This is a genomic window from Diaphorobacter sp. MNS-0 (genome assembly GCF_019602835.1).
Classification (GTDB): Bacteria; Pseudomonadota; Gammaproteobacteria; order Burkholderiales; family Burkholderiaceae_C; genus Diaphorobacter; species Diaphorobacter nitroreducens.
Window position 1 is genome coordinate 3,437,409 of sequence record NZ_CP080761.1, and the last position, 24,064, is coordinate 3,461,472.

The 24,064-nt window shown below is 68.1% G+C and carries 18 protein-coding genes; 2 read left to right on the forward strand and 16 right to left on the reverse strand.

From position 1 onward, the window contains the following. Positions 1-15 precede the first annotated feature (15 nt). From K2L43_RS16325 to K2L43_RS16365, 9 genes are all read right to left on the reverse strand, one after another. Positions 16-765 carry an electron transfer flavoprotein subunit beta/FixA family protein gene (locus K2L43_RS16325; protein WP_220638006.1) on the reverse strand — a complete coding sequence of 250 codons (750 nt, stop codon included), beginning with the start codon at positions 763-765 and terminating at the stop codon, positions 16-18. A gap of 25 nt (positions 766-790) precedes the next feature. After that, positions 791-1,765: a nitronate monooxygenase family protein gene (locus K2L43_RS16330; RefSeq protein ID WP_220638007.1), complete on the reverse strand. Its 975-nt coding sequence runs from the start codon at positions 1,763-1,765 to the stop codon at positions 791-793. A gap of 7 nt (positions 1,766-1,772) precedes the next feature. After that, a complete protein-coding gene (locus K2L43_RS16335) occupies positions 1,773-2,768 on the reverse strand; it encodes a tripartite tricarboxylate transporter substrate binding protein (RefSeq protein WP_220638008.1) in 996 nt (331 codons plus the stop codon). Positions 2,769-2,837: 69 nt separating this feature from the next. Then, on the reverse strand, positions 2,838-4,073 hold the full coding sequence (locus K2L43_RS16340) for a CaiB/BaiF CoA-transferase family protein (RefSeq protein ID WP_047350714.1): 1,236 nt from the start codon (positions 4,071-4,073) through the stop codon (positions 2,838-2,840). Positions 4,074-4,108: 35 nt separating this feature from the next. Beyond that, entirely contained in the window at positions 4,109-4,939 is an 831-nt protein-coding gene (locus K2L43_RS16345) for an oxepin-CoA hydrolase, alternative type (RefSeq protein WP_220638009.1), read from the reverse strand. A gap of 113 nt (positions 4,940-5,052) precedes the next feature. Next, positions 5,053-6,183: an acyl-CoA dehydrogenase family protein gene (locus K2L43_RS16350; RefSeq protein WP_220638010.1), complete on the reverse strand. Its 1,131-nt coding sequence runs from the start codon at positions 6,181-6,183 to the stop codon at positions 5,053-5,055. A 25-nt stretch (positions 6,184-6,208) separates the two neighbouring features. Beyond that, complete coding sequence (locus tag K2L43_RS16355) at positions 6,209-7,420, reverse strand: acyl-CoA dehydrogenase family protein (protein ID WP_011806828.1); 1,212 nt, start codon at positions 7,418-7,420, stop codon at positions 6,209-6,211. Positions 7,421-7,430: 10 nt separating this feature from the next. Beyond that, entirely contained in the window at positions 7,431-8,630 is a 1,200-nt protein-coding gene (locus K2L43_RS16360; RefSeq protein ID WP_011806829.1) for an acetyl-CoA C-acyltransferase, read from the reverse strand. Between the two features lie 142 nt (positions 8,631-8,772). Next, positions 8,773-10,890, reverse strand: a complete 2,118-nt coding sequence (locus K2L43_RS16365) for a 3-hydroxyacyl-CoA dehydrogenase NAD-binding domain-containing protein (protein WP_220638011.1) — start codon at positions 10,888-10,890, stop codon at positions 8,773-8,775. A gap of 132 nt (positions 10,891-11,022) precedes the next feature. Here K2L43_RS16365 and K2L43_RS16370 point away from each other — a divergent pair, with 132 nt between their 5' ends. Beyond that, a complete protein-coding gene (locus K2L43_RS16370) occupies positions 11,023-11,961 on the forward strand; it encodes a LysR family transcriptional regulator (RefSeq protein ID WP_015914296.1) in 939 nt (312 codons plus the stop codon). Positions 11,962-11,974: 13 nt separating this feature from the next. Here K2L43_RS16370 and K2L43_RS16375 read toward each other — a convergent pair whose 3' ends face one another. From K2L43_RS16375 to uvrA, 7 genes are all read right to left on the reverse strand, one after another. Further along, complete coding sequence (locus tag K2L43_RS16375; protein ID WP_220638012.1) at positions 11,975-12,337, reverse strand: hypothetical protein; 363 nt, start codon at positions 12,335-12,337, stop codon at positions 11,975-11,977. Between the two features lie 94 nt (positions 12,338-12,431). Beyond that, positions 12,432-13,310 carry a protease HtpX gene (gene htpX / locus K2L43_RS16380; RefSeq protein WP_220638013.1) on the reverse strand — a complete coding sequence of 293 codons (879 nt, stop codon included), beginning with the start codon at positions 13,308-13,310 and terminating at the stop codon, positions 12,432-12,434. A 127-nt stretch (positions 13,311-13,437) separates the two neighbouring features. Further along, positions 13,438-14,211: a DUF3025 domain-containing protein gene (locus tag K2L43_RS16385; protein ID WP_220638014.1), complete on the reverse strand. Its 774-nt coding sequence runs from the start codon at positions 14,209-14,211 to the stop codon at positions 13,438-13,440. After that, positions 14,208-15,083: an NYN domain-containing protein gene (locus tag K2L43_RS16390; protein ID WP_220638015.1), complete on the reverse strand. Its 876-nt coding sequence runs from the start codon at positions 15,081-15,083 to the stop codon at positions 14,208-14,210. The genes K2L43_RS16385 and K2L43_RS16390 overlap by 4 nt, the downstream gene beginning before the upstream one ends. A gap of 34 nt (positions 15,084-15,117) precedes the next feature. Next, positions 15,118-16,161 (reverse strand): dihydroorotase, encoded by a 1,044-nt coding sequence (gene pyrC, locus K2L43_RS16395; RefSeq protein WP_255580479.1) that lies wholly within the window; start codon positions 16,159-16,161, stop codon positions 15,118-15,120. Between the two features lie 138 nt (positions 16,162-16,299). After that, on the reverse strand, positions 16,300-16,812 hold the full coding sequence (locus K2L43_RS16400) for a hypothetical protein (protein ID WP_220638017.1): 513 nt from the start codon (positions 16,810-16,812) through the stop codon (positions 16,300-16,302). Between the two features lie 136 nt (positions 16,813-16,948). Beyond that, complete coding sequence (gene uvrA / locus K2L43_RS16405) at positions 16,949-22,774, reverse strand: excinuclease ABC subunit UvrA (RefSeq protein ID WP_220638018.1); 5,826 nt, start codon at positions 22,772-22,774, stop codon at positions 16,949-16,951. Positions 22,775-22,932: 158 nt separating this feature from the next. Between uvrA and K2L43_RS16410 the strand changes: the two genes are divergently transcribed. Beyond that, a complete protein-coding gene (locus K2L43_RS16410) occupies positions 22,933-24,045 on the forward strand; it encodes an ABC transporter substrate-binding protein (RefSeq protein WP_088888310.1) in 1,113 nt (370 codons plus the stop codon). Positions 24,046-24,064 lie beyond the last annotated feature (19 nt).

Genomic DNA, 24,064 nt, shown 5'->3' on the forward strand with positions numbered 1-24,064 from the left:
TCTCCTGTCCTGCCTTTAGATGACCTTGGCTTCGTTCTTGAGCTTGTCCACCAGCGTGGCGACGTCGGGCACTTTCACGCCGGCGCCGCGCTTCGGGGGTTCGGCCACCTTGAGGGTCTTGAGGCGCGGGGCCACGTCTACGCCGAGGTCTTCGGGTTTGACGGTGTCCAGCGGCTTTTTCTTGGCCTTCATGATGTTGGGCAGCGTGACGTAGCGCGGCTCGTTCAGGCGCAGGTCGGTGGTGATGACGGCCGGGGTGGTCAGTTGCAGGGTTTCCAGGCCGCCGTCGACTTCGCGTGTGACGCTCACTTTGTCGCCGGCGACTTCGACCTTGCTGGCGAAGGTGGCCTGGGGCAGGTCGGCCAGGGCCGCCAGCATCTGGCCGGTCTGGTTGGCGTCGTCGTCGATGGCTTGCTTGCCCAGGATGATCAGGCCCGGTTGCTCTTTGTCCACCAGGGCCTTGAGCAGCTTGGCCACGGCCAGGGGTTGCAGCTCGGCATCGGTTTCCACCAGGATGCCGCGGTCGGCGCCAATGGCCATCGCCGTGCGCAGCGTTTCCTGGCATTGCGCCACGCCGCAGCTCACCGCGATCACTTCCGTGGCCACGCCTTTTTCTTTGAGCCGCACCGCCTCTTCCACGGCGATTTCGTCAAAGGGGTTCATGCTCATCTTGACGTTGGCAATGTCCACTCCGCTGCCGTCCGACTTGACGCGGACTTTGACGTTGTAGTCCACCACGCGTTTGACGGGGACGAGGATTTTCATGGGTAGTCTCTTTCTGTAGGGGGGGTTATCGGAGCATGCCCGCCAGGCGCTGGGCGATCAGTGCCTCGGCCTGGGCCATGATGGAATCGATGAGCTGCTGCACGGTGGGCACGTCATGGATCAGCCCGGCCACCATGCCGCAGGACCACACGCCGGCCTGCATGTCGCCCTGCTGCATGATGCGCGGATAGACGCCAGCCACCTCGGGCGCGATGTCCGCAAAGGTGATGGCGGCGCCCAGCGCGCGCTCCTTGTCCAGCACCCGCTCGGTGGCGCTGTTGGTCAGCACGCGCTCGGTGTTGCGCAGCGGGCGCATGATGAGCCGCGTGTCCAGCTCGGTCGCCGCGACGATGGCTTGCTTGACGTTGTCGTGCACCGGCGCCTCTTGCGTGGCGATGAAGCGCGTGCCCATGTTGATGCCCTCGGCACCCAGCGCCAGCGCGGCCACCAGGCTGCGCCCGTCGGCCATGCCGCCCGAGGCGACGAAGGGGATCGTCAAAGCCTCGGCCGCGCGCGGCAGCAGGATGAAGTTGGGAATGTCGTCCTCGCCCGGGTGGCCGCCGCATTCGAAGCCGTCCACGCTGATCGCGTCGCAGCCGATGGACTCGGCCTTGAGCGCGTGGCGCACCGAGGTGCACTTGTGGATGACCTTGATGCCGGCCTCCTTCAGCGCGGGCATCCACTTCTGCGGGTTGTTGCCTGCCGTCTCGACGATCTTCACGCCGCCCTCGATGATCGCCTTCACATAGCCCGGGTAGTCGGGCGGATTCACCGACGGCAGGAACGTGAGGTTCACGCCGAACGGCTTGTCGGTCATCGTGCGGCAGCGTGCGATCTCCTGCGCCAGCAGCTCGGGCGTCTTCTGCGTCAGGCCGGTGATGATGCCCAGCCCGCCGGCATTGGAGACGGCTGCGGCCAGCTCGGCATACCCCACGTGGTGCATGCCGCCCTGGAGGATCGGGTGCTCTATGCCGAAGAGCTCGGTGATGCGGGTCTTCATGGCGTGGTCAGTCGTTGGCGATGCCCTTGTCGCGGATGATCTGGCCCCAGCGCGTGTAGTCCTGCTGCACGCGCTGGCCCATCTGGGCGGGGTCCATGAAATGGGCAATGGCCCCGGCGCCCAGCAGGCGGTCCTGCACTTCCTTCTCGGCCAGGATCTGGCGCACCTCATGGGCCACGCGGTCCACGACGGCCTTGGGCGTGCCCGAGGGCGCCACCAGGCCGCCCCAGGACACGGCCTCGTAGCCCTTGAAGCCTTGCTCGGCAATGGTCTTCACATCGGGCACCACGCCCACGCGCTGGGGCGAGCCCACGGCGATGGCGCGCAGCTTGCCGGCCTGGATGTGCGGCAGTGCGGCGATGAGGTCCGAGTACATCACGGGCACCTGGCCGCCGATGGTGTCGGTGATGGCAGGGGCGCTGCCCTTGTAGGGCACGTGCTGCATGTCGAAGCCGCCCATCTGCTTGAGCAGTTCCATGCTCAGGTGGCCGAAGCTGCCCGTGCCCGAGCTGGTGTAGTTCATCGGCACCTTCTGCGCCTTGGCATGGTCGATCAGGCCCTGGAGGTCGGTCACCTTGGGCAGCTGCAGGGGGTTGACCACCACCACGATGGGCAGGTCATACACCATGGCCACGGGCGTGAAGTCCTTCACCGTGTCGTAGCCCGCCTTCTTGTACAGGTGCGGCGCCAGCAGCGTGGGGGTGGCCAGCATCATCAGCGTGTAGCCGTCGGCCGGGCTCTTGGCGACCTGTGCGGCAGCGATCGAGCCGGAGGCACCCGCGCGGTTTTCCACTACCACGGGCTGCTTGAGGCGGTCGGCCAGCTTCTGGCCCACGATGCGCGAGGCCGTGTCGGTGGGGCCGCCCGCCGGGAACGGGACGATCAGCTTGACCATCTTGTCGGGCCAGGCGGCCTGCGCCATGGCGCCGCCGGCCACACTGGCGAGCAGGGGCGCGGCGGCCAGGGCCAGTGCGGTGCGGCGGGTGATTGCAGAAAATTTCATGAGTCTCCTAGAATAAAAAATGGTTCCAGCGCTGACCCATCAAGCGCTGGCAGCTATCTTTTAGATAGCTCACTGCGGCGGTAGCGTCAGCACGCCCTGCGCCTGCAAGGCCTGCAGCTGCTCATCGCTGAGCGCCAGCAGCCGGTGCAAGACCTCACGCGTGCCCTCTCCCAGCGTGGGCGGGGCATTGCGGATCGGCAGGCGCTGGCCGTCCAGCCGGTACGGCGGTGCGAACACCGGCGTGGTGCCCTCGACGGGGTGCGGCATGTCCTGCACCAGGCGGCCGCGGCGCGTGCGCTCGCTGGTCAGCGCTTCGTGCAAGCCTGCCACCTTGCCGCAGGGGATGCCGGCCGCGGTCAGGCGCTGCAGCAGCAGGTCGCGCGGGAAGGTGGCGATCAGCTCCTTGAGCATGGGACCCAGCTCCAGCCGGTGCTTGGCGCGGTTCACGTTGGTGGCAAAGCGCGGGTCCTCGACGATGTCGGGCCGCTCGATCACCTGGCGGCAGAACTTGTCGAACTGCGCGTTGTTGCCCACCGCAATGATCAGCGGGCCGTCAGCGGACTCGTACATGCCGTACGGCACGATGGACGGGTGCGCGTTGCCGTAGCGCTCGGGGTCATGGCCGAGCTTGAGCGCGTCCAGGCCGTAGTAGCCGGTGATGGTGAGGCCGCAGTCGTACAGCGCCATCTCGATCAGGCGCCCGCGCCCCGTTCTGCTGCGCTGGAACAGCGCCGCCAGCACGGCCTGGCCGGCGTACATGCCGGTCATCAGGTCCACCACGGCGACACCGAACTTCAGCGGCGGCGTGCCCGCCTCGCCGTTGAGCGCCATGAGGCCGGTCTCGCCCTGGATCACCAGGTCGTAGCCGGGGCGCTTGGCCTCGGGGCCGCTGGTGTCGTAGCCGGCTACGGCGCAGTAGATGAGGTCGGGCTTGAGGGCCTTGAGCTGCTCGTAGCCCAGGCCCAGCTTCTCGGCGCCACCGGTCTTGAAGTTGTGGATCACCACGTCGCACTGCGGCAGCAGCTCGTGGACGATCTTCAGCCCCTCGGGGCTTTGCAGGTCGAGGGTGATGGACCGCTTGTTGCGGTTCATGCTGTTGTAGTAGGTGGTCTCGGTCTTGCCGATGCGCATGCCCCAGTCGCGGGTATCGTCGCCGCGGCCCGGGTGTTCCACCTTGATGACCTCGGCCCCCAGGTCCGCCAGTACCTGGCCGCACAGCGGCCCGGCGAACACGCGGGAAAGATCAAGCACCCTCACGCCGTCGAGCGGAAAGTCGATGTCGTGGGTCGGTGCGTTGGATGCCATGGGCTTGTCTCCTTGGATATCGGCCAATACGAAAATCAGTGCGCGCCGCGCAGTTTCGTGTAGTCGGGGGCGCGCTTTTCCAGAAAGGCCCCGATACCTTCGCGCGACTCGTCAGTCTCTTGTGAGCGCACCATGAACTGCGCCTCCAGCTCCAGCTGCTGTTCCAGCGTGGTGCGCGGCGCGGCGCGGCACAGCTCTTTGATGCGGGCCATGGTCCATGCGGGGCCGCTGGCCACCTGCGCAGCCAGCGCCACCGCATCGGTCAGAGCCTGGCCGGGCTCGGACAGCCGGTTGACGGGGCCCAGCTGGTGCAGGCGCTCGCCGCTGATGCGTTCGCCCGTCAGGCACAGCTCGGTCAGCACCTGGCGCGAGACAAACTCGGCCAGAAAGGCCGTGGCGCCGCCGTCGGGCGTGAGGCCCACCTTGACGTAGGCCACCGAGAACACGGCGTTCTTTGCCGCCACCAGCATGTCGCAGGCCAGCGCCAGCGACAGGCCGGCGCCCGCGGCCGCGCCCTCTACCGCTGCGATCACGGGCTTGGGGCAGTCGCGCACCGCGCGGATCAGGTTGTGCAGGCCCTCCAGCTTGGCGCGGCGCTCTTCGACGTGCAGCTCGCGCCGCCTGGCCAGCTGGCGCAGGTCGCCGCCGGCGCAGAAATGCCCGCCCTCGCCGGTCAGCACCACGGCGCCGATGGCGGGGTCGGCCGCAGCATCCGTCAGGGCCTGGGTGACGGCCGCATAGAAGGCGGGGGACAGCGCATTGCGCGCCGCCACGTTGTTGTTGGACAACACCAGCACGGCACCTTCGCGGCGGGTGAGCAGGACGCTGTCGGGCGCGTTGTCCAGGGCTTTGTCGGTCACGGTCATCTCCTTTGCTATTTATTTTGTAGCTATCAGCGCTTTCCGCGCAACCGTTCTGAGCATTTTTTATCTTTAACCCCCTCTTCCAGCGAGGAAGAGGGATGCTGCCGGTATTTACCTCAGGCAGGCAGGGCCATGAAGCGCTGCAGGTGGTGGTCTTCGTCGCCAAACTGGTGGTCGATCATCACCAGGCGCTTGGCGTAGTGCGCCAGCGGCAGCTCCCAGGTCATGCCGATGCCGCCATGCAGCTGGATGCTTTCTTCGGCCACCAGCGTGCCCACGTAGCCCACGGTGTACTTGGCGGCGGAGAGCGCCCGTTCGCGCGCGGCGCCCTGGGCGTTGTCGATGGCGTCGGCCGCGTTGATCACGGCCGAGCGCGCCTGCTCCACCTCCAGCAGCAGGTCGGCCATGCGGTGCTGCAGCGCCTGGAAGGTGCCGATGGCCACGCCAAACTGCTTGCGCGTGCGCAGGTATTCCAGCGTCATGTCCTTGGCCACGTCCATCGCGCCCAGCGACTCGGCCGACAGCGCCAGCAGCGCATAGCCCGCGATGTGCTGCAGCACGGCGTGGCCCTCGCCCTCGGCGCCCAGCAGCGCATCGGCCGGCAATTGCACATTGTTGAAGGTGAGTTCGGCCGCACGGCCGCCCTCGAAGCGGTTGTAGGCGCGCTTGGCGATGCCGGCCGCGTTGCCATCGACCAGGAACAGGCTGATGCCCGCCTCGTCCAGCGGCCCGCAGGCCGTGCGTGCCGAAACCAGCAGCAGGTCGGCCTTTTCGCCGAAGGCGACCACGCCCTTGGCGCCGTTCAGCTCCCAGCCGCTGGCCGTGCGTGCGGCAGTGGTGGTCACGCGGTTCAGCTCGTAGTGGCCGCCGGGCTCGTCATGCGCCAGCGCGGCGATGGCGGTGCCGGCCACAAGGTCTTCCAGCCGCGCCTTCTGCGCGTCGCTGCCCGCGGCAATCAGCGCCTGGCCCACCACCAGCGCGCCCAGCAGGGGTTCGGCCACCAGGCCGCGGCCCAGGCTCTCGAACACCACGCTGATGTCAAAGCCCGCGCCGCCAAAGCCGCCTTCGGACTCGGGAAACAGCGCGCCGATGGCGCCCAGTTCGGCCAACTGCGCATACAGCTGCGGGCTGTGGCCCTCGTCGCCATAGGCGATGCGGTTGCGCGCCTCGATGGCGTACTGCTCGGAGACGAAGCGGCCGAGCGTGTCCGCCAGCATGCGGCGGTCTTCGGTGTGTGCGAAGTTCATGTGCTTTTCTTCCCGCGCGGTTCGGTCACAGGCCCAGGATCATCTTGGAGATGATGTTCTTCTGGATTTCGTTGGAGCCGCCGAAGATCGACAGCTTGCGGTAGTTGAAGTAGCTGGCCGCGGCGGTGGCGGCCTCGTCGATGCCGCCCACGGGCGCCTCGTTCCAGCCCTCGTACTGGGCCTCGTCGATGTAGGGCACGGCATACGGCCCCATGGCGCGGCGGATCAGCGACAGGATTTCCTGGCGGATCTCGGTGCCGCGGATCTTCAGCATGGAGCTTTCCGCACCGGGCACGCCGCCGCCGGCCACGGCGGCGATCACGCGCAGGTTGGTGGTCTTCATGTTTTCCAGGTCGATCTCCACGCGCGCCATGCGCGCGGCGAACAGCGGGTCCTGGCTCAAAGGCTTGCCGTTCTTGTGCACCTTGGCGGCGATGACCTTGAGCTTGGCCAGCGCCGAGATGCAAAAGCCCACGCCGGCGATGCCGGTGCGCTCATACGTCAGCAGGTACTTGGCGTAGGTCCAGCCCTTGTTCTCTTCGCCGACCAGGTTTTCCACGGGCACCTTCACGTCGGTGAAGAAGACTTCGTTGACTTCCTTGTCGCCGTCCAGCGTGCGGATGGGGCGCAGCTCCACGCCGGGCGCCGTCATGTCCACCAGCAGGAAGCTGATACCGGCCTGCGCCTTGGCTTCCTTGTTGGTGCGCACCAGGCAGAAGATCATGTTGGCGTGCTGGCCCTGGGTGGTCCAGGTCTTTTGCCCGTTGACGATGTAGTGGTCGCCTGTTTCGTCAGTGACTCGCACGGCCGTGGTCTTGACCGAGGCCAGATCGGAGCCCGCGCCAGGCTCCGAATAGCCCTGGCACCACCAGTCATCGCCGTTCAGGATGCGGGGCAGCCAGTACTTTTTTTGCTGCTCGTTGCCGTACTTGATCAGCACCGGGCCGAGCATGTTCACGCCAAACGGCACGATGCGCGGGCCGCCGGCCAGCGCGCATTCGGTGTCGAAGATGAACTTCTGCACCGCGCCCCAGCCGGGGCCGCCGTGCTCCTGGGGCCAATGGTTGGCCAGCCAGCCGCGCTCGTTGAGGATGGCGTGCCATTCCTCCTGGTCTTCCTTGGTCAGGCGCTGGCCGGCCTTGACCTTGGCGGCGATGCGCGCGGGCAGCTTGTCTTTCAGGAACGCACGCACTTCGTCGCGAAATGCCTGCTCCTCGGGGGTGAATTGCAGATCCATGGGAGTCTCTTCAGAAAATTTCAAACAGCCCGGCCGCGCCCTGGCCGCCGCCGATGCACATGGTCACCACGGCCCATTTCACGGACGGGTCCTTGGCCTTGCGGCGCTGGCCTTCCAGCAAGACGTGGCCGGCCAGCCGCGCGCCCGTCATACCGAACGGGTGGCCGATGGAAATCGCGCCGCCGTTGACGTTCAGCCGCTCCATGGGAATGCCGAGCTGCCGCTGGCAGTACAGGGCCTGCGAGGCAAAGGCCTCGTTCAGCTCCCACAGGGCGATGTCTTCGACCTTCAGGCCCGCGCGCTCCAGCAGGCGCGGCACGGCGAACACGGGGCCGATGCCCATCTCGTCGGGCTCGCAGCCCGCCACCGCAAAGCCGCGGAAAGCGCCCAGGGCCTGCAGGCCGCGGCGCTCGGCCTCCTTGGCTTCCATCATCACGCAGGCGGCCGAGCCGTCGGACAGCTGCGAGGCATTGCCCGCGGTGACGAACTTGCCCGCGCCCTTCACGGGCTCCAGCTTGGCCAGGCCCTCCAGCGTGGTGCCGGGGCGGTTGCAGTTGTCCATGGTGGCGACCACCTCGCGGTAGGTCACCTCGCCGGTTTCCTTGTTCTTCTCGGCCATGGTGGTGGCGCAGGGCACGATCTCGTTGTCGAACACGCCACTGGCCTGCGCGGCCGCCGTGCGCTGCTGGCTTTGCAGCGAGAACGCGTCCTGGTCTTCCCGCGTGATGCCGTAGCGCTGCGCCACCACGTCGGCGGTGTCGATCATTTCCATGAACAGCGCGGGCTTGTGCTCCACCAGCCAGGGGTCCAGGTGCGAGGCGCCGCTGCGGCCGGCGGGGTTCATGAGCGAGATGCTCTCCACGCCGCCGGCGACCATGGCCGGCACGCCCTCCAGCACGATGCGGCCTGCGGCCACGGCGATCGCCTGCAGGCCCGAGGAGCAGAAGCGGTTGATCACCGTGCCGCCCACCGTCACCGGCAGGCCGGCGCGCAGCGCAGTCTGGCGGCCGATGTTGCGGCCGGTGGTGCCCTCGGGGTAGCCACAGCCCCAGACCAGGTCTTCGATCAGGCCGGGGTCGATGCCGGCGCGCTGCACGGCGGCCTGCACCGAGAAGGCCCCCAACTGGGCGCCCGGGGTTTGGTTGAATTCGCCGCGGTGCGACTTGGTGAGCGGCGTGCGGGCGGTGGAAACGATGACGGCTTCGCGCATGGCGGGTCTCCTGGGTGTCTCGGGATGCTGTGTTTTTGATAGCTGCTAGCGCTTGTTCAACGGGCCTTCAAGCATGAAAACCCATTGAAACCTTTGAATGACAAGCGCTGGCAGCTCCTGTTTTTGATAATCGGCCAGAGAATCAAGCTGCCTTGTTCAGGCTGTCGAAGTTGCGGCCCTCGGCCACCAGCTTTTCCAGCAGCGGCGCGGGCTTCCAGAACAGCGGGTCTTCCTTCTCGAAGGCGCGGATGTCGGCCAGCACCTTGTCCAGGCCCGTCATGTCGGCCCACTTCATCGGGCCGCCGCGCCAGCGCGGAAAACCGTAGCCGGACAGGAAGGTCACGTCCACATCCAGCGGGCGCAGGGCAATGCCCTCTTGCACCACCTTGGCGCCTTCGTTGACCATGGCAGCCATGTAGCGGCGCATGATCTCGTCGGCCGTGAATTGGCGCGGCGTGATGCCCTTCTTGGCGCGCTCGGCGTCCACGATGGCCAGCACCTCGGGGTCGGGCTGGCCCACGCGGGCGCCCTGCGGGTAGAGGTAAAAGCCCCGGCCGGTCTTCTGGCCGAACCAGCCGCGCTCGCAGACGCGGTCGGCCACCTCGACGTAGCGGGCCTGGGGGTCGCGCGTGGCGGCGCGCCGCTTGCGCGTGGCCCAGCCGATGTCGCCACCGGCCAGGTCGGTCACCTGGAACGGGCCCATCGCAAAGCCGAAGCCGCGCACGGCCTCGTCGATCTCGTAGGGGCTGGCGCCGTCTTCCATCAGGTAGTCAGCCGCCTGCTTGTACACGGCCAGGATGCGGTTGCCGATGAAGCCGTCGCACACGCCGGCGCGCACGGGCACCTTCTTCATCTTCTTGGCCAGCGCGAAGGCGGTGGTCACCACGTCGGGCGCCACCTTGGCGGGCACCACGATCTCCAGCAGCTTCATGATGTTCGCCGGGCTGAAGAAATGCAGGCCGATCACATCCTGCGGGCGCGAGGTGACTGCGGCAATCGCGTCGATGTCCAGGTACGAGGTGTTGGTGGCCAGCACCGCGCCCGGCTTGCAGACGCGGTCCAGCTCCTTGAACACGGCCTTCTTGACCTCCAGGTCCTCGAACACGGCCTCGATCACCAGGTCCACATCGGCGATGTCGTCGTAGCGGGTGCTGGGCGTGTAGCGCGCCAGGATGGCGGCCTTGCCTTCCGCGGTCATGCGGCCCTTGGCGATCAGGCCGTCGTAGACCTTCTCGACGTTCTTCTGGCCGCGCGCGATGGATTCTGCGTCGCGCTCGATCATGGTCACGGTGAGGCCTGCGTCCAGCGCGGCCACGGTGATGCCCGCGCCCATGGTGCCGCCGCCGATGATGGCGATCTTGGCAAAGTGGCGCGGCGCGGCGGCCTGCGCCTCGGGGATCTTGGCGGTCTCGCGCTCGGCGAAGAACGCGTGCACCAGGCCCTGGCGCTGCGGGCTGTTCAGGCATTCGACGAACAGCGCGCGCTCCTTGGCGATGCCCTCGTCGAACGGCAGCTCCACAGCGGCTCGCACGCATTCCACGATCTTGCCGGGCGAGAACAGGCCGCGGGTCTTCTTGGCGGTCTCAAGCGCCAGCGCGTCCAGCTCGGCCAGCGCGGCGGCCTTGTCGGCAATCTGCAGGTCGCGCGTGCGGCGCGGCTGCGCGCCCTGGGCCAGCAGCTCGTTGGCGTAGGCCAGGCCGGCGGCCACGGGGTCGGTGCCTTCGACCAGTCGGTCCACCAGGCCCGCCGCGGCGGCGGCCTTGGCGCTCAAATGCTTGCCGCTGAGCATCAGCTCGGCTGCCGCCTTCACGCCCATCAGGCGCGGCGCGCGCTGGGTGCCGCCGGCGCCGGGCAGCAGGCCCAGGTTCACCTCGGGCAGGCCCAGGCTGGCCGCGGGCAAGGCCAGGCGGTAGTGCGCAGACAGCGCCACTTCCAGCCCGCCGCCCAGCGCGGCGCCGTGGATGGCGGCGACCACCAGCTTGCCGCAGGACTCCAGGCGGTTGCACACCTCGGGCAGCGACGGCGGCACCGGGGGCTTGCCGAACTCGCGGATGTCGGCACCGGCGATGAAGGCCTTGCCCTCGCCCACGATCAGCAGGGCGCGCACGGCGGCATCGCCCTCGGCCTGCTCCACCGCGGCCAGCAAGCCGGCGCGCACCGCCTGCCCCAGGGCATTGACGGGCGGGTTGTTGATGCTGACCACCAGCACCGCGCCTTCGCGGCGGGTCTGGACTTCAGGGGCCTGGGCGGCAGGGCTCATGCGTACGTCTCCGGTGTCTCGTAACGGAAAAGTCGCATTCTTGTTCTGATAATGGTTCTTTACAATCCACAGTCAAATTGACAGAGAGTCAAATCCTTTTGAACAAATACCCACCTTCCACCGGAGCCTGACATGGACCTGAATGCCCTGACCCTGCTGGTGGAGATCGTGGACAGCGGCAACCTGAGCCAGGCCGCGCGCAAGCTGAAGATGACCCGCGCCAACGTCAGCTACCACCTGGCGCAGCTGGAGAAGTCGCTGGGCGTGCAGCTGGTCAAGCGCACCACGCGCCGCGTGGAGCCCACCGAGGTGGGGCTGCGCCTGTATGAACATGGCCGCAATGTGCGCAACGAGTTGGCCGCCGCACAGGAGACCATCACCAGCCTGGGCCAGGAGCTGCGCGGGCGCGTGGGCATCAGCGTGCCCAGCGGCTACGGCCAGATGGTGATGAGCGACTGGATGATCGAGTTCAAGCAGCTGTACCCGGGCATCGTGCTGGACGTGCTGTTCGAGAACCGCGCCGACAACCTGCGCGACGAGGTGGACATCGCCATCCGCGTGATCCAGGAGCCGCCGCTGTCGGTGGTGGCGCGCAGCCTGGGCGACGTGCGCTATGTGGCCTGCGCATCGCTGGACTACGCCGCGCGCCACGGCCTGCCGCGCACGCTGCTGGAGCTGCGCAATGCCCCGGTGATCACGGCCGGCGTGATGGGGCGCCAGTTGCGCCTGGCGGCCTACCAGGGGCTGGAGCGGCAAGAGGTGATGCTGGAGCCCACACTGATCTCAGAGCACTTTCCCTTCCTGCGCCAGGGTGTGTTGGCGGGCTTGGGCGTGGGCGTGGTGCCGGACTATGTGGTGCAGGACAAGATCGCCAGCGGCGAGGTGCTGACCACGCTGCAGGACTACCGGCTGAGCATCTTCGGCACCCACATGTACTTGCTGTACATGCCCAACCGGCACCAGACGCGCGCGGTACGCACCTGCATCGACTTCCTGTTGGCCAAGGCCGGCCGCAGTGCGCTGCCGCCCGCCCCGCAGGCGGCGCCAGAGGCAGCAGCGACCGGCGGTTGATCGCCGGTCGGGTTCAGCGCGGCCCCCAGCGCCCGCCGCCGCGGTACCAGCCCTGCGGGCCCTGTTGCCAGCGGTAGGGGTGCCACACGTGGCCGCGGTGCGGCGGCATGGCCCAGTAGCCCGGCGTCCATGCATAGCGCCCGCCGCCCCAGCCCCAGTAACCGTTGATCCACACATGCACCGGCGAGGGCGCGACAGGAATCACCTCGGTGCGCAGCGGCGGCGGGGGTGCCGGCGCATACACCACCTCGCCCTGCGGCACGACGGGATAGGCCGGCGCCACCACGCAGCCGGTCAGTGCCGCAATGGCGCTGGCGAGCGCAACGGCTGGCAGCACGCGGCGCATGCCCAGAGAAACAGGGAAGTTCATCGTCATGGCGCATTCCTGGCAGTCATGCCTTTACAACGCAAAAGCCCCTGCCGGTTGTTGACAGGGGCTTGTGAAGCGAAGGTAAAGACCGCGCGCTGGATCAGGCGCTCTGGCTGTTTTGCAGTGCGGCCACGCGCTCCTCGATGGGCGGGTGCGAGCTGAACAGCTTGCCGATGTTGCCCGTGATGCCCATGGCCTGCAGGCTCGGGGGCATGGCGCCCGGGCGCATGCCGCCCAGACGGCGCAGCGCGTTGATCATGGGCTGCTTGCGCCCCATGAGCTGGGCGGCGCCGGCGTCGGCGCGGAACTCGCGCTGGCGCGAGAACCAGGCCACGATGATGGCAGCCAGGAAGCCCAGCACGATGTCCAGCACGATGGTGGTGATCATGTAGCCGATGCCGGGGCCCGAGCTGTTCTCGTCGTTCCTGCGCAGGAAGCTGTCCACCGCGTAGCCGATCACGCGCGACAGGAACACCACGAAGGTGTTCATCACGCCCTGGATCAGCGCCATGGTGACCATGTCGCCATTGGCCACGTGCGCGACCTCGTGGCCGATCACGGCCTCGACCTCCTCGCGCGTCATGCCCTGCAAGAGACCCGTGGAGACGGCGACCAGGGCCGAGTTCTTGAACGCGCCCGTGGCGAAGGCATTGGGCTCGCCCTCGTAGATGCCGACCTCGGGCATCTGGATGCCGGCTTTTTCGGAGAAGGCACGCACGGTCTCCACGATCCAGGCCTCCTCCCCGTTGCGCGGCGTGTTGATGATCGTGACGCCCATGCTCATCTTGGCGATCGGCTTGCTCATCAGGAGCGAGATGATGGCGCCGCCAAAACCCATGATGAAGGCAAAGCCCAGCAGGGCACCCAGGTTCAGGCCGTTGGCCGTCAGGTAGCGGTTCACCCCCAGCAGGCTGGCAACGATGCCCAGCACCACCACGACGGCGACGTTGGTCAGCAAAAAGAGCGCAATGCGTTTCATCGATGGCTTCTCCGTGGAAAGCGACGGTAAGGCCGCGGACAGGCGCGGCGGGCAGAAAACAAGTTGGGGATGGAGCGCGGCGCTTCAAGCCGCGCGGGCAGCGAAGGGTGCGCCTGTTGTGGTTGCGTTATGCGACGCGCGCGCTGCGGAAAACGAGGGAGTCATCATAGAAGCAAAAGTTCTCGTTCTCGGGCCACCAGCCCGGCACCCCCAGAATCGGCAGGGGATTGAACGGCTTGGCCGCGAGCCATGGCGCGCTGAGGTCTCGCGCCAGCGCCTGGTCCACCATTGCTTCGTTTTTGATAGCTGCCTGCGCTTGATAGACGTGCGCTGTGATCGATTTTCGGGGTGAAACCAGTTTTTCCAGCAGGGCATGGCCCAGGACCAGCAGCCGCGCCTGCCGCCACAGCGGGCGCAGTTCCACGCACAGCCGGCGCCACTCGCGCGCGGCCAGGGCTTCGTGCAGGGGTTGCGGCGCCAGCAGCACGGCGCCGTTCTCGTCGAACACCGTGACCGCGTCACGCAGCGGCCCGCGCACCGCGCCCACGCCCTGCGCAGCGATGGCGCGGGCCTGCAAGTCGTTGAGACGCCGCTTGGTAGCCGGGTAGTGCAGCCAGATCAGGCCGTTGAAGAAGTCATGCAGGTTGTCGCGCGTGGGCACGCGGCGCTGGCCATGGACGAACTGCTCATAGGCTTCGCCTGCTGGGAGTGCCTGCTGCGGCGCGAAGCGAATACCCGGCGCCAGCCCCGCGCAGTCCATGGCAGCGTTGAGCGCGTCGGCCACGCTGGCGCCGGCCTGCACGCGCGCCGCCACCTGTGGCCCCAGGACCGCCAGCGGCGCAAGCCAGGGGCGTTGCCAGTCGATGGCCGCCAACGCCTGCGCGGCGGAGGGTTCGCTCACGTGCTGGCCGGCCCACCGGCGGGCGGGGCCGGAGCACGCGCCGCGCGCTTGTCGCGCACGGCCACGCGCGAGGTGCCCTCGTCGCGGAACTCGAAGGCCTGCGTGGCCGCCAGCAGCTTGGACAGCGAGGCATAGCCGTAGTTGCGGGCATCGAACGAGGTCTTGTTGCCAATCTGCGTGCCCACCGCGCCCACGCGGGCCCAGCCGGTTTCGTCCGCGCACGCCTGCACGGCATCACGCAGCAGGTTCATGAGGCGCGTGTCCTGGCGCAGTTGGGCCGTGGGCACGCGCAGCGTTGCGGGGCACAGCGGCACGCCGGGGGCGGGCACATCCTCGGTCTTGGCGGGGGCGGGGGCGGGGGCGGGGGCGGGTTGCGCGGGCGCGGCCGTGGCCTCGGGCTGCGCCGGCAGGGGTGCGCCCTCGGCGTCTTCCTCGCTGACCAGCGACTCCAGGTACAGGAAACGCGAGCAGGCATTCACGAAAGGCTTGGGCGTCTGCGCGGCGCCAAAGCCGTACACCGCCGAGCCCTTGGCCCGCAGGTGCATGACCAAGGGGGTGAAGTCAGCGTCGGACGACACGAGGCCGAACGCGTCGGGCCGCTCTGAATAGAGCAGTTCCATCGCGTCCACCGTCATCGCCATGTCGGTGGCGTTCTTGCGCTTGGAGTAGTCGAACTGCTGGATCGGTCGGATGGCGAACTCCAGCAGCCGCTGCTGCCAGCCGCCCAGGCCGGACTTGGTCCAGTTGCCGTAGGCGCGGCGCACGTTGATCTCGCCCAGCGTGGACAGCTCAGTGAGGATCTCGTCGATCTTGTCGGCCGGCGCGTTGTCGGCGTCGATCAGCAGCGCAATGCGCAATTGGCGTTCCGCCATGGGTGACCTCCCCCTGTGTGGGTTGTGACGCTTTTTATGCCACCAGGCGCCAGGGCAGCGCCTCGCCCGCGCGCAGCGGCTTGAGCGCGGCTTCGCCGAAGGCGAAGCTGTCGGGCGGCGTCCAGCTCTCGCGGCGCAGCGTGACCGTGCCCGTGTTGCGCGGCAGACCGTAGAACGCCGGGCCGTGGAAGCTGGCAAAGCCTTCCAACTTGTCCAGCGCGCCCGCGTTGTCGAAGGCCTCGGCGTACATCTCGATGGCGGCGTGCGCGGTATAGCAGCCCGCGCAGCCGGTGGCATGCTCCTTCAGGTGCGCGGGGTGCGGCGCGCTGTCGGTGCCCAGGAAGAACTTGTCGCTGCCGCTGGTGGCCGCTTGCACCAGCGCCTGGCGGTGCACCTCGCGCTTGAGCACGGGCAGGCAGTAGTAGTGCGGGCGGATGCCGCCGGTGAAGATGGCGTTGCGGTTGTACAGCAGGTGGTGCGCGGTGATGGTGGCGGCCGTAAAGCGGCCAGCCTCCTGCACGTACTGCGCCGCCTCTTTCGTGGTGATGTGCTCGAAGACGATCTTCAGTTCGGGGAAGTGGCGGCGCAGCGGAATGAGTTGCTGCTCGATGAACACCGCCTCGCGGTCGAACAGGTCGATGTCGCTGCTGGTCACCTCGCCATGCACCAGCAGCAGCAGACCCGCCTCCTGCATGGCCTCCAGCGTCTTGTAGGTCTTGCGCAGATCGGTCACGCCCGCGTCGCTGTTGGTGGTGGCGCCTGCGGGGTAGAGCTTGGCGGCGACCACGCCCGCATCCCTGGCGCGCGCGATCTCGTCGGGCGGCAGGTTGTCGGTGAGGTAGAGCGTCATCAACGGCTCGAAGGCCACCCCCTCGGGGACGGCGGCGAGGATGCGCTGCTTGTACTCAGCGGCCTGCTGCGCCGTGGTCACCGGCGGTCGCAGGTTGGGCATGATGATGGCGCGGCCGAACTGCGCGGCCGTGTGCGGCACCACGGTGCGCAGCGGCTCCCCGTCGCGCACGTGCAGGTGCCAGTCGTCGGGGCGGGTGATCGTGAGGGTGTCGGTGGTGGCGGTCATGGACCGCATTGTCCCATCCACTACGTGCGCAACACGCGCAAAAAAGAGCCCCGGCGCCGTAGCGGGCCGGGGCAAACCCCGTAGTAGGGGCGAGGGGTAAGCAAAAGAGAGCCGTAAAAGAGCGGAAGGAACCGGTGCTCAGCAGCCCGACGGGCGGTTGGGCCGCATGGGGATCACGCCTGATACCGTCACCCGTGCGCCCGAGCCGTCGGTGGCCGTCAGCGTCTTGTTGACCAGGCGGATGCGATCGGTGTCGCGCACCACGGCCACGTCGCTCCAGCCGTCGTCGGCGCGGAACTCGCGGTCCATGAAGGTGAAGAAGGCCTCGTACACCGACGTGGCATCGGGCTGGTAGCGGATGTCGCCAAACGCCTGGCCGCTGCCGCCCACGCGGTTGGCACCGTCGAAGCGGAAGGTGCACACCTCGGGGTAGGAGCCGATGGGGTTCTTCTTGTCCACATCGGTAAGGTTGATGTTGCCGTCGCCATACACCCCGTTGAGGCCGTCCACGGTGGAGCCGGTGACGGTCAACACGCCCAGTTGGTCGCTGGGCGTGGGATCGTCGTCGTTGCCTCCGCCGCAGGCGCTGAGAAGAAGGGCAGTGGTGGCGGCCACCGCCGCGGCGCAGGAGGTTCTGACAAAGGTATTCATGGCGCTGTGTGCTGTTGGGGTTGAACACCGCCAGCAACGCGTGCTGGCAACATGGGTTCGATCCTAGAAAGCGCGCCCGGGGGCGGCGTGTGAGCCACGCACGCCGCACCCTGTAGGAAAAGCCCCCGCGGCCCGGTCAGCGCGCCAACACCGGTGCCAGCGCCTTGCCGGTGTGCGTGCCCTGGCGCACCACGTCCTCCGGCGTGGCTGCCGCCACGATGCGCCCGCCGTCCTTGCCGCCTTCGGGGCCCAGGTCAATGATCCAGTCGGCCTCGGCAATCACGTCCAGGTCGTGCTCGATCACGACCACGCTGTGGCCGCCGTTGACCAGCCGGTGCAGCACCTGGATGAGCTTGTGCACGTCGGCCATGTGCAGGCCCACGGTGGGCTCATCCAGCACGTAGAGCGTGTGCGGGCTTTTCTGCCCGCGTCGGCCTACGTCGTCGCGCACCTTGGTGAGCTCGGTCACCAGCTTGATGCGCTGTGCCTCGCCGCCGCTGAGCGTGGGGCTGGGCTGGCCCAGCGTGAGGTAGCCCAGGCCCACGTCCTTCAAGAGCTGCAGTGGGTGGGCTATGCCGGGCATGCTGGCGAAGAACTCCACGGCCTCGTCCACTTCCATCTGCAGCACGTCGCCGATGCTTTTGCCGCGCCAGGTGACGGCCAGCGTCTCGGGGTTGAAGCGCGCGCCGTGGCAGACCTCGCAGGGCACCTTCACATCGGGCAGGAAGCTCATCTCGATGGTGCGCACGCCCTGCCCTTCGCAGGCCGGGCAGCGCCCCTCGCCGGTGTTGAAGCTGAAGCGCCCGGGCGCATAGCCGCGCGCCTTGGCCTCCAGGGTCTCGGCGAACAGCTTGCGGATGGTGTCCCAAAAGCCGATGTAGGTGGCGGGGCAGCTGCGCGGCGTCTTGCCGATGGGCGTCTGGTCCACCTCCAGCACGCGGTCGATGGTCTCGAAGCCCGACAGGCCGGTGCAGCCGGCCAGCGGCGGCGCCTTGCCCGCATCCATGGCATCGCGCCCGGCCTTGGTGGCGCGCTGGCCCACCCAGGCCGCCACGTTGGCCAGCAGCACGTCGCGCGCCAGCGTGGACTTGCCCGAACCGCTCACGCCCGTGACGGCCACCAGCCGCTGCAGCGGCACGCGTGCAGTGACCTGCTGCAGGTTGTGAAGGTGCGCGCCGTGCACGGTGAGCCAGCGCAGGGGTTCCGCATCGTTTTGGCCTCCAGCGCCCGCCGGATGGGCGCTATCAGCTACTTTTTCAATAGCATCTACCGGACGACGCGCCTGCAGCGGGTGGCGCATGGCGTGCAGCAGGTAGCGGCCGGTCTGCGAGTCCGCAGCCGCCTGCACGTCGGCCACCGTGCCCTGGGCCACCAGGCGCCCGCCGCGCTTGCCCGCGCTGGGGCCGATGTCGATGATGTGGTCGGCGCGGCGGATGGTGTCCTCGTCGTGCTCCACCACCACCAGGGTGTTGCCCTTGTCGCCGAGCTTGTGCAGGGCATTCAGCAGGATCTGGTTGTCGCGCGCGTGCAGGCCGATGGTCGGCTCGTCCAGCACATAGCACACGCCCTGCAGGTTGCTGCCCAGCTGCGCCGCCAGGCGGATGCGCTGCGCCTCGCCGCCGCTGAGCGTGGGCGCGCCGCGGTCCAGCGTGAGGTAGGACAGCCCGACTTCCTCCAGGAATTCCAGCCGGCTCTGGATCTCGGGGATCAGGTCGCGCGCAATCTCCGCCTCACGGCCCGACAGCTGCAGCCCGGCGATCCACTGCCGCACTTCGGCCACCGACAGGCGCGCCACCTCGGTGATCGGCGTGCCGGCGAACCGCACGGCGCGCGCCACCGGGTTCAGGCGCGTGCACTGGCAGGTGGGACAGGCGGCGTCGGCCACGTCCTCCATCTCGGGCTCGGCAAAGGTTTGCTCGCGGCCGCGGTTGTCCTCCGACTGCACGGAGTCGTCCAACACCTTGCGCTGCGCCGATGTCAGCTTGACGCCCGTGCCCACGCAGTCGGGGCACCAGCCATGCTTGCTGTTGTAGGAGAACAGGGAAGGCTGAAGCTCGGCATAGCTGGTGGCGCACACGGGGCAAGCGCGCTTGGTGGAAAACACCTGCAACCGCCCGATGTGCGCCGTGGGCGCTCCGTCCAGCAGCGCCTGCTGCAGGCCGTCCAGGTCGCTCAGCACATGCACCACGCCCTTGCCCAGCTCCAGCGCCCTGGACAGGTGCTGGCGCAGCGCGTCCTCGTGATCGACCGACACGTCCACGCTGGCCACGGGCAGCTCGATGGTGTGCTCCTTGAAGCGGTCGATGCGCGGAAAGCCCGCGGTCGGCAGGAAGTGGCCGTCCACGCGCAGGTGGGTGTAGCCACGCGGGCGCGCCCAGTCGGCCAGTTCGGTATAGACGCCCTTGCGGTTCACGACCAGGGGCGCGAGCAGGCCGATGTGCTGGCCGCGGTAGTCGCGCAGCAGTTGCGCGGCGATGCTCTCGCTGGTCTGTGGCTGCACCGCCGCGCCGTCGTGCACGCAGTGCTGCACGCCCAGCTTCACATACAGCAGGCGCAGGAAATGCCACACCTCGGTGGTCGTGCCCACGGTGCTCTTGCGCCCGCCGCGCGACAGGCGCTGCTCGATGGCCACGGTGGGCGGTATGCCGTACACCGCGTCCACCTCGGGCCGCCCGGCCGGCTGCACGATGCTGCGGGCGTAGGCGTTCAGGCTCTCCAGGTAGCGGCGCTGGCCCTCGTTGAACAGGATGTCGAACGCCAGCGTGGACTTGCCCGAGCCGCTCACGCCGGTGATCACGTTGAACCGGCCGCGCGGAATGTCCAGCGTGAGGTGCCGCAGGTTGTGCTCACGCGCGTTCACGATCTCTATGGCGTTTTTGGCCTCTGGCGCTTTTCCATCCAGCGCGAGCAGCTTCTCTTTTCGTAGCACCGCCTGCTGCTCGTGCACCGAATGGCCGCCCTCGCCCAGCGCCAGTTCGTACTCGCGCAGCGCCTGCGCGGTGTGCGACGTGGGGTGCTGGCGCACCTCCTCGGGTGCGCCCTCGGCCACCACCTGGCCGCCGGCGTCGCCGCCTTCGGGCCCCAGGTCGATGAGCCAGTCGCTGGCGCGGATCACGTCCAGGTTGTGCTCGATGACGATGAGCGAGTGCCCCGCGTCCAGCAGCTTGCGCAGCGCGCGCATGAGCTTGGCGATGTCGTCGAAGTGCAGGCCGGTGGTGGGCTCGTCGAACAGGAACAGCGTGCCCTTGCGGGCCAGCGGCTGGCGCGACTTGGCCTGGCTCCGGGCCGCCTCGGCCAGGAAGCCCGCCAGCTTCAGGCGCTGCGCCTCGCCACCGCTCAGCGTGGGCACAGGCTGGCCCAGCTTCACGTACTCCAGCCCCACGTCCACGATGGGCTGCAGCGCGCGGATCACCTCGCGGTCTTTCGCAAACAGCTCTGCTGCCTCGTGCACGGTGAGGTCCAGCGCGTCCGCCACGTTGAGCAGCCTGCCACCGCGTTCGATGCGCACCTCCAGGATCTCGGGCCGGTAGCGCTTGCCGTCGCAGTCGGGGCAGCGCAGGTACACATCCGACAGGAACTGCATCTCCACATGCTCGAAACCCGAGCCACCGCAGGTCGGGCAGCGCCCGTCGCCCGAATTGAAGCTGAACTTGGCCGCGGTGTAGCCGCGTTCCCGGGCCAGCGGCGCCACGGCGAACAGCTCGCGGATGGCATCCCACGCACCCACATAGCTCACGGGGTTGGAGCGCGCCGTCTTGCCAATGGGCGACTGGTCCACGAACACCACGTCGCTCAGGTGGTCGGCGCCCAGCAGGCGCTCATGCGCGCCGGGCGTCTCCGTGGCCTTGCCGAAGTGGCGCATGAGCGCGGGCGCCAGCACGTCCTGGATCAGCGTGGACTTGCCCGAGCCCGACACGCCGGTGATGGTGACCAGGCGCTGCAGCGGGAACTCCACGTTCACATCGCGCAGGTTGTGCTCGCGCGCACCCTCCAGCACCAGGCGCGGCGTGGCATCCGTCACCAGGCGCTTGAGCCCGGTGCCGATCTGTTTGTGCCCGCCGAGGTACTGGCCGGTCAGCGTGGGCGCGCGGCGCAACTCGCCCACCGTGCCGTCGAACACGATCTGCCCGCCGCGCTCGCCGGGACCCGGGCCGAAGTCGAGGACGCGGTCGGCCGCGAGCATCACGGCGGGGTCGTGCTCCACCACCACCAGCGTGTTGCCCGCGTCGCGCAGGCGCAGCATGGCCTCGGTGATGCGGTGCATGTCGCGCGGGTGCAGGCCGATGCTGGGCTCGTCCAGCACGAACAGCGTGTTCACCAGCGAGGTGCCCAACGCCGTGGTGAGGTTGATGCGCTGCACCTCGCCACCCGACAGCGTGCGGCTTTGCCGGTCCAGCGTGAGGTAGCCGATGCCCACGTCGCACAGGTACTTGAGGCGCGTGGCGATCTCGTCATGCAGCAGCTGCAGCGCCTGACGATCGCCAGCCTGAGAGTCGTTTTGGCCTGTAGCGCTTACCTGTAGAGCGTCACCAGCTATTGAAACAGGAGCATTCTGCACACCCGCCATGCGCGCGAAGAAGCGCCGCAGGCGGTCGATGGGCAACAACATCAGGTCGTGCAGGCACAGGCCGGGCAGCGCCTCCAGCTGCGCGCGCGTCCAGGCCACGCCCTGCGGCAGGAAGCGCTGCGCGGGGTCGAGCACGGCGTCGGCGTCCTCCTTGCTGCCCAGCCGCCACAGCAGGCTCTCGGTCTTCAGGCGCGCGCCGGCGCACACCGGGCATGGCGTGTAGCTGCGGTACTTGGACAGCAGCACGCGGATGTGCATCTTGTAGGCCTTGCTCTCCAGGTACTCGAAGAAGCGGCGGATGCCGTACCACTGCTTGTTCCAGTTGCCGTTCTTGAAGCCGGGTGTGCCTTCGATCACCCAGTGCTTTTGCTCCGCGGTGAGCTTGTACCAGGGTGTGTCGCGCGGGATACCGGCGGCCTCGGCGTGGCGCATGAGGTCGTCCTGCGCTTCTTTCCAGGCGGGGGTCTGGATGGTCTTGATCGCACCGGCGCGCAGCGTGAGCTTGTCGTTGGGAATGACCAGGCCGTAGTCCACGCCGATCACGCGGCCGAAGCCCCGGCAGGTGTCGCAGGCGCCCACGGCGGAGTTGAACGAGAACATGGACGCGATGGGCTCGGCGTAGCGCAGGTCGCTCTCGGGGCAATGCAGGCCGGTGGAGAAGCGCCACAGGTCCGCTTCGCCATCGTCCCGCAGGCGATAGACATTGAGCCGCCCCCCGCCGCGCTTGAGCGCGACCTCGATCGCCTCGACCGCGCGCGCGCGCTCCACGTTGCCCATGCGGAAGCGGTCGGCCACCACGTCCAGCAGCTTGCGCGGGCCGGTGGGCGTGGCCACCTCGCGCTCGGCCTGCACCTTGGTGAAGCCACTGGCCGACAGCCATTGCTCCAGCTGTTCCGCGGTGGTGCCCGCGGGCAGTTCCACGGGAAAAGTGAGCACGATGCGCGGGTCGCCCTCGGCGGCGCAGCGCCGCTGCAACTCGGCATGGATGGTGTCCGGCGAATCGTGGCGCACGGGCAGCGCCGTCTCGCGGTCGAAGAGTTGGCCAGCGCGCGCGAACAGCAGCTTGAGGTGGTCGTTCAGCTCGGTCATCGTGCCCACGGTGGAGCGCGACGAGCGCACGGGGTTGGTCTGGTCGATGGCGATGGCCGGGGGCACGCCCTCCACCTTGTCCACGGCGGGCTTGTCCATGCGGTCCAGGAACTGGCGCGCGTAGGCGCTGAAGGTCTCCACATAGCGGCGCTGGCCCTCGGCATACAGCGTGTCGAACACCAGGCTGGACTTGCCGGAGCCGCTGGGACCGGTGACCACGGTGAGCTCGCCCGTGCGGATGTCCAGGTCGATGTTCTTGAGGTTGTGCTGGCGCGCGCCGTGGATACGGATCAGTCCCTGGGTCATGAGCGGGTCTTTCTGCAATGAGGCGGAACATTCTAGGGACGAGCCGGATTCCGCATCGACCGGGTGGACACCACACCACAGCCGGTCACGCAGGTGATGGCGCATCCGGCCCTATCCGTTAGACTGCGCCGCACCAACAACCAAAGAGAGGAGACGCCATGCAGCCATGGCATAAATGGGGGGCCGCCCTGGTCCTGGGCGCAACGCTGGGCGCAAGCCATGCACAGATCCTGGTGGGGCAGACGGCCGGGTTCTCCGGCCAGGTGGCCGCAGGGGTGCAGGAGACCACGCAGGGCGCCAAGCTGTTCCTGGACGCGGTCAATGGCAAGGGCGGCGTGCACGGGCAGAAGATCGAACTGATCTCGATGGACGACAAGTTCGACCCCAAAACCGCCGGCGAGAACGCGCGCACGCTGATCGAGGACAAGAACGTGCATGTCATGTTCCTCACGCGCGGCACGCCCCACACCGAATCCATGATCCCGCACCTGGACAAGCATGGCGTGGCCCTGGTGGGCCCGTCCACGGGCGCCATGGTGCTGCACCAGCCGGTGCGCAAGCACATCTTCAACGTGCGCGCCACCTACCAGCGCGAGGCCGAGAAGGCCATGACCCACCTGGCCTCGATGGGCATCACGCGCATCGCCGTGCTGTATGCGGACGACAGCTTCGGCGCCGATGGCGTGACGGGCGCGCAAAAAGGCCTGGCCCAGGCCAAGCTGCAGCCCGTGGTGCTGGAGAAGTTCAATCGCGCCAAGCCGGACTTCACCCCGCTGGTGGCCAAGATCTCCCAGGCGCAGGCCCAGGCCGTCCTGATGGTCGCCTCGGGCACGTCGGTGGTGGATGGCTACAACGCGCTGCGCCAGGCGGGCTCCACGGCACAGGTGGTCACGCTGTCCAACAATGCCTCGGGCGGCTTCATCAAGAGCCTGGGCGAAAATGCCCGCGGCGTGATCGTCACGCAGGTCTACCCGAACGAGCGCAGCCTGACCTTCCCGCTGGTCAAGGAAGCCATCGACCTGGCCAAGGCCAAGGGAATGACCGAGGTCAGCCCGGCCATGCTTGAAGGTTTTGCCGCCGCCAAGGTGCTGGTCGAAGGCCTGCGCCGCGCCGGCCCGAAGCCGTCGCGCGAGAAGATCCAGACGGCCTTGGAATCCATCCAGAAGTTCGATCTGGGCGGACTGGACATCTCCTACGGCCCCGACGACCACACGGGCCTGGATTTCGCCGATCTTTCCATCATCGGCACGGACGGCAAGTTCCGCCGCTGAAGCCCTTTTCGTGAGGTCA

Coding starts and splice junctions, on each gene's coding strand:
- K2L43_RS16325 (WP_220638006.1), bottom strand. CDS start 765: ATGAAAATCCTCGTCCCCGTCAAACGCGTGGTGGACTACAACGTCAAA.
- K2L43_RS16330 (WP_220638007.1), bottom strand. CDS start 1,765: ATGAAGACCCGCATCACCGAGCTCTTCGGCATAGAGCACCCGATCCTC.
- K2L43_RS16335 (WP_220638008.1), bottom strand. CDS start 2,768: ATGAAATTTTCTGCAATCACCCGCCGCACCGCACTGGCCCTGGCCGCC.
- K2L43_RS16340 (WP_047350714.1), bottom strand. CDS start 4,073: ATGGCATCCAACGCACCGACCCACGACATCGACTTTCCGCTCGACGGC.
- K2L43_RS16345 (WP_220638009.1), bottom strand. CDS start 4,939: ATGACCGTGACCGACAAAGCCCTGGACAACGCGCCCGACAGCGTCCTG.
- K2L43_RS16350 (WP_220638010.1), bottom strand. CDS start 6,183: ATGAACTTCGCACACACCGAAGACCGCCGCATGCTGGCGGACACGCTC.
- K2L43_RS16355 (WP_011806828.1), bottom strand. CDS start 7,420: ATGGATCTGCAATTCACCCCCGAGGAGCAGGCATTTCGCGACGAAGTG.
- K2L43_RS16360 (WP_011806829.1), bottom strand. CDS start 8,630: ATGCGCGAAGCCGTCATCGTTTCCACCGCCCGCACGCCGCTCACCAAG.
- K2L43_RS16365 (WP_220638011.1), bottom strand. CDS start 10,890: ATGAGCCCTGCCGCCCAGGCCCCTGAAGTCCAGACCCGCCGCGAAGGC.
- K2L43_RS16370 (WP_015914296.1), top strand. CDS start 11,023: ATGGACCTGAATGCCCTGACCCTGCTGGTGGAGATCGTGGACAGCGGC.
- K2L43_RS16375 (WP_220638012.1), bottom strand. CDS start 12,337: ATGACGATGAACTTCCCTGTTTCTCTGGGCATGCGCCGCGTGCTGCCA.
- htpX (WP_220638013.1), bottom strand. CDS start 13,310: ATGAAACGCATTGCGCTCTTTTTGCTGACCAACGTCGCCGTCGTGGTG.
- K2L43_RS16390 (WP_220638015.1), bottom strand. CDS start 15,083: ATGGCGGAACGCCAATTGCGCATTGCGCTGCTGATCGACGCCGACAAC.
- pyrC (WP_255580479.1), bottom strand. CDS start 16,161: ATGACCGCCACCACCGACACCCTCACGATCACCCGCCCCGACGACTGG.
- K2L43_RS16400 (WP_220638017.1), bottom strand. CDS start 16,812: ATGAATACCTTTGTCAGAACCTCCTGCGCCGCGGCGGTGGCCGCCACC.
- uvrA (WP_220638018.1), bottom strand. CDS start 22,774: ATGACCCAGGGACTGATCCGTATCCACGGCGCGCGCCAGCACAACCTC.
- K2L43_RS16410 (WP_088888310.1), top strand. CDS start 22,933: ATGCAGCCATGGCATAAATGGGGGGCCGCCCTGGTCCTGGGCGCAACG.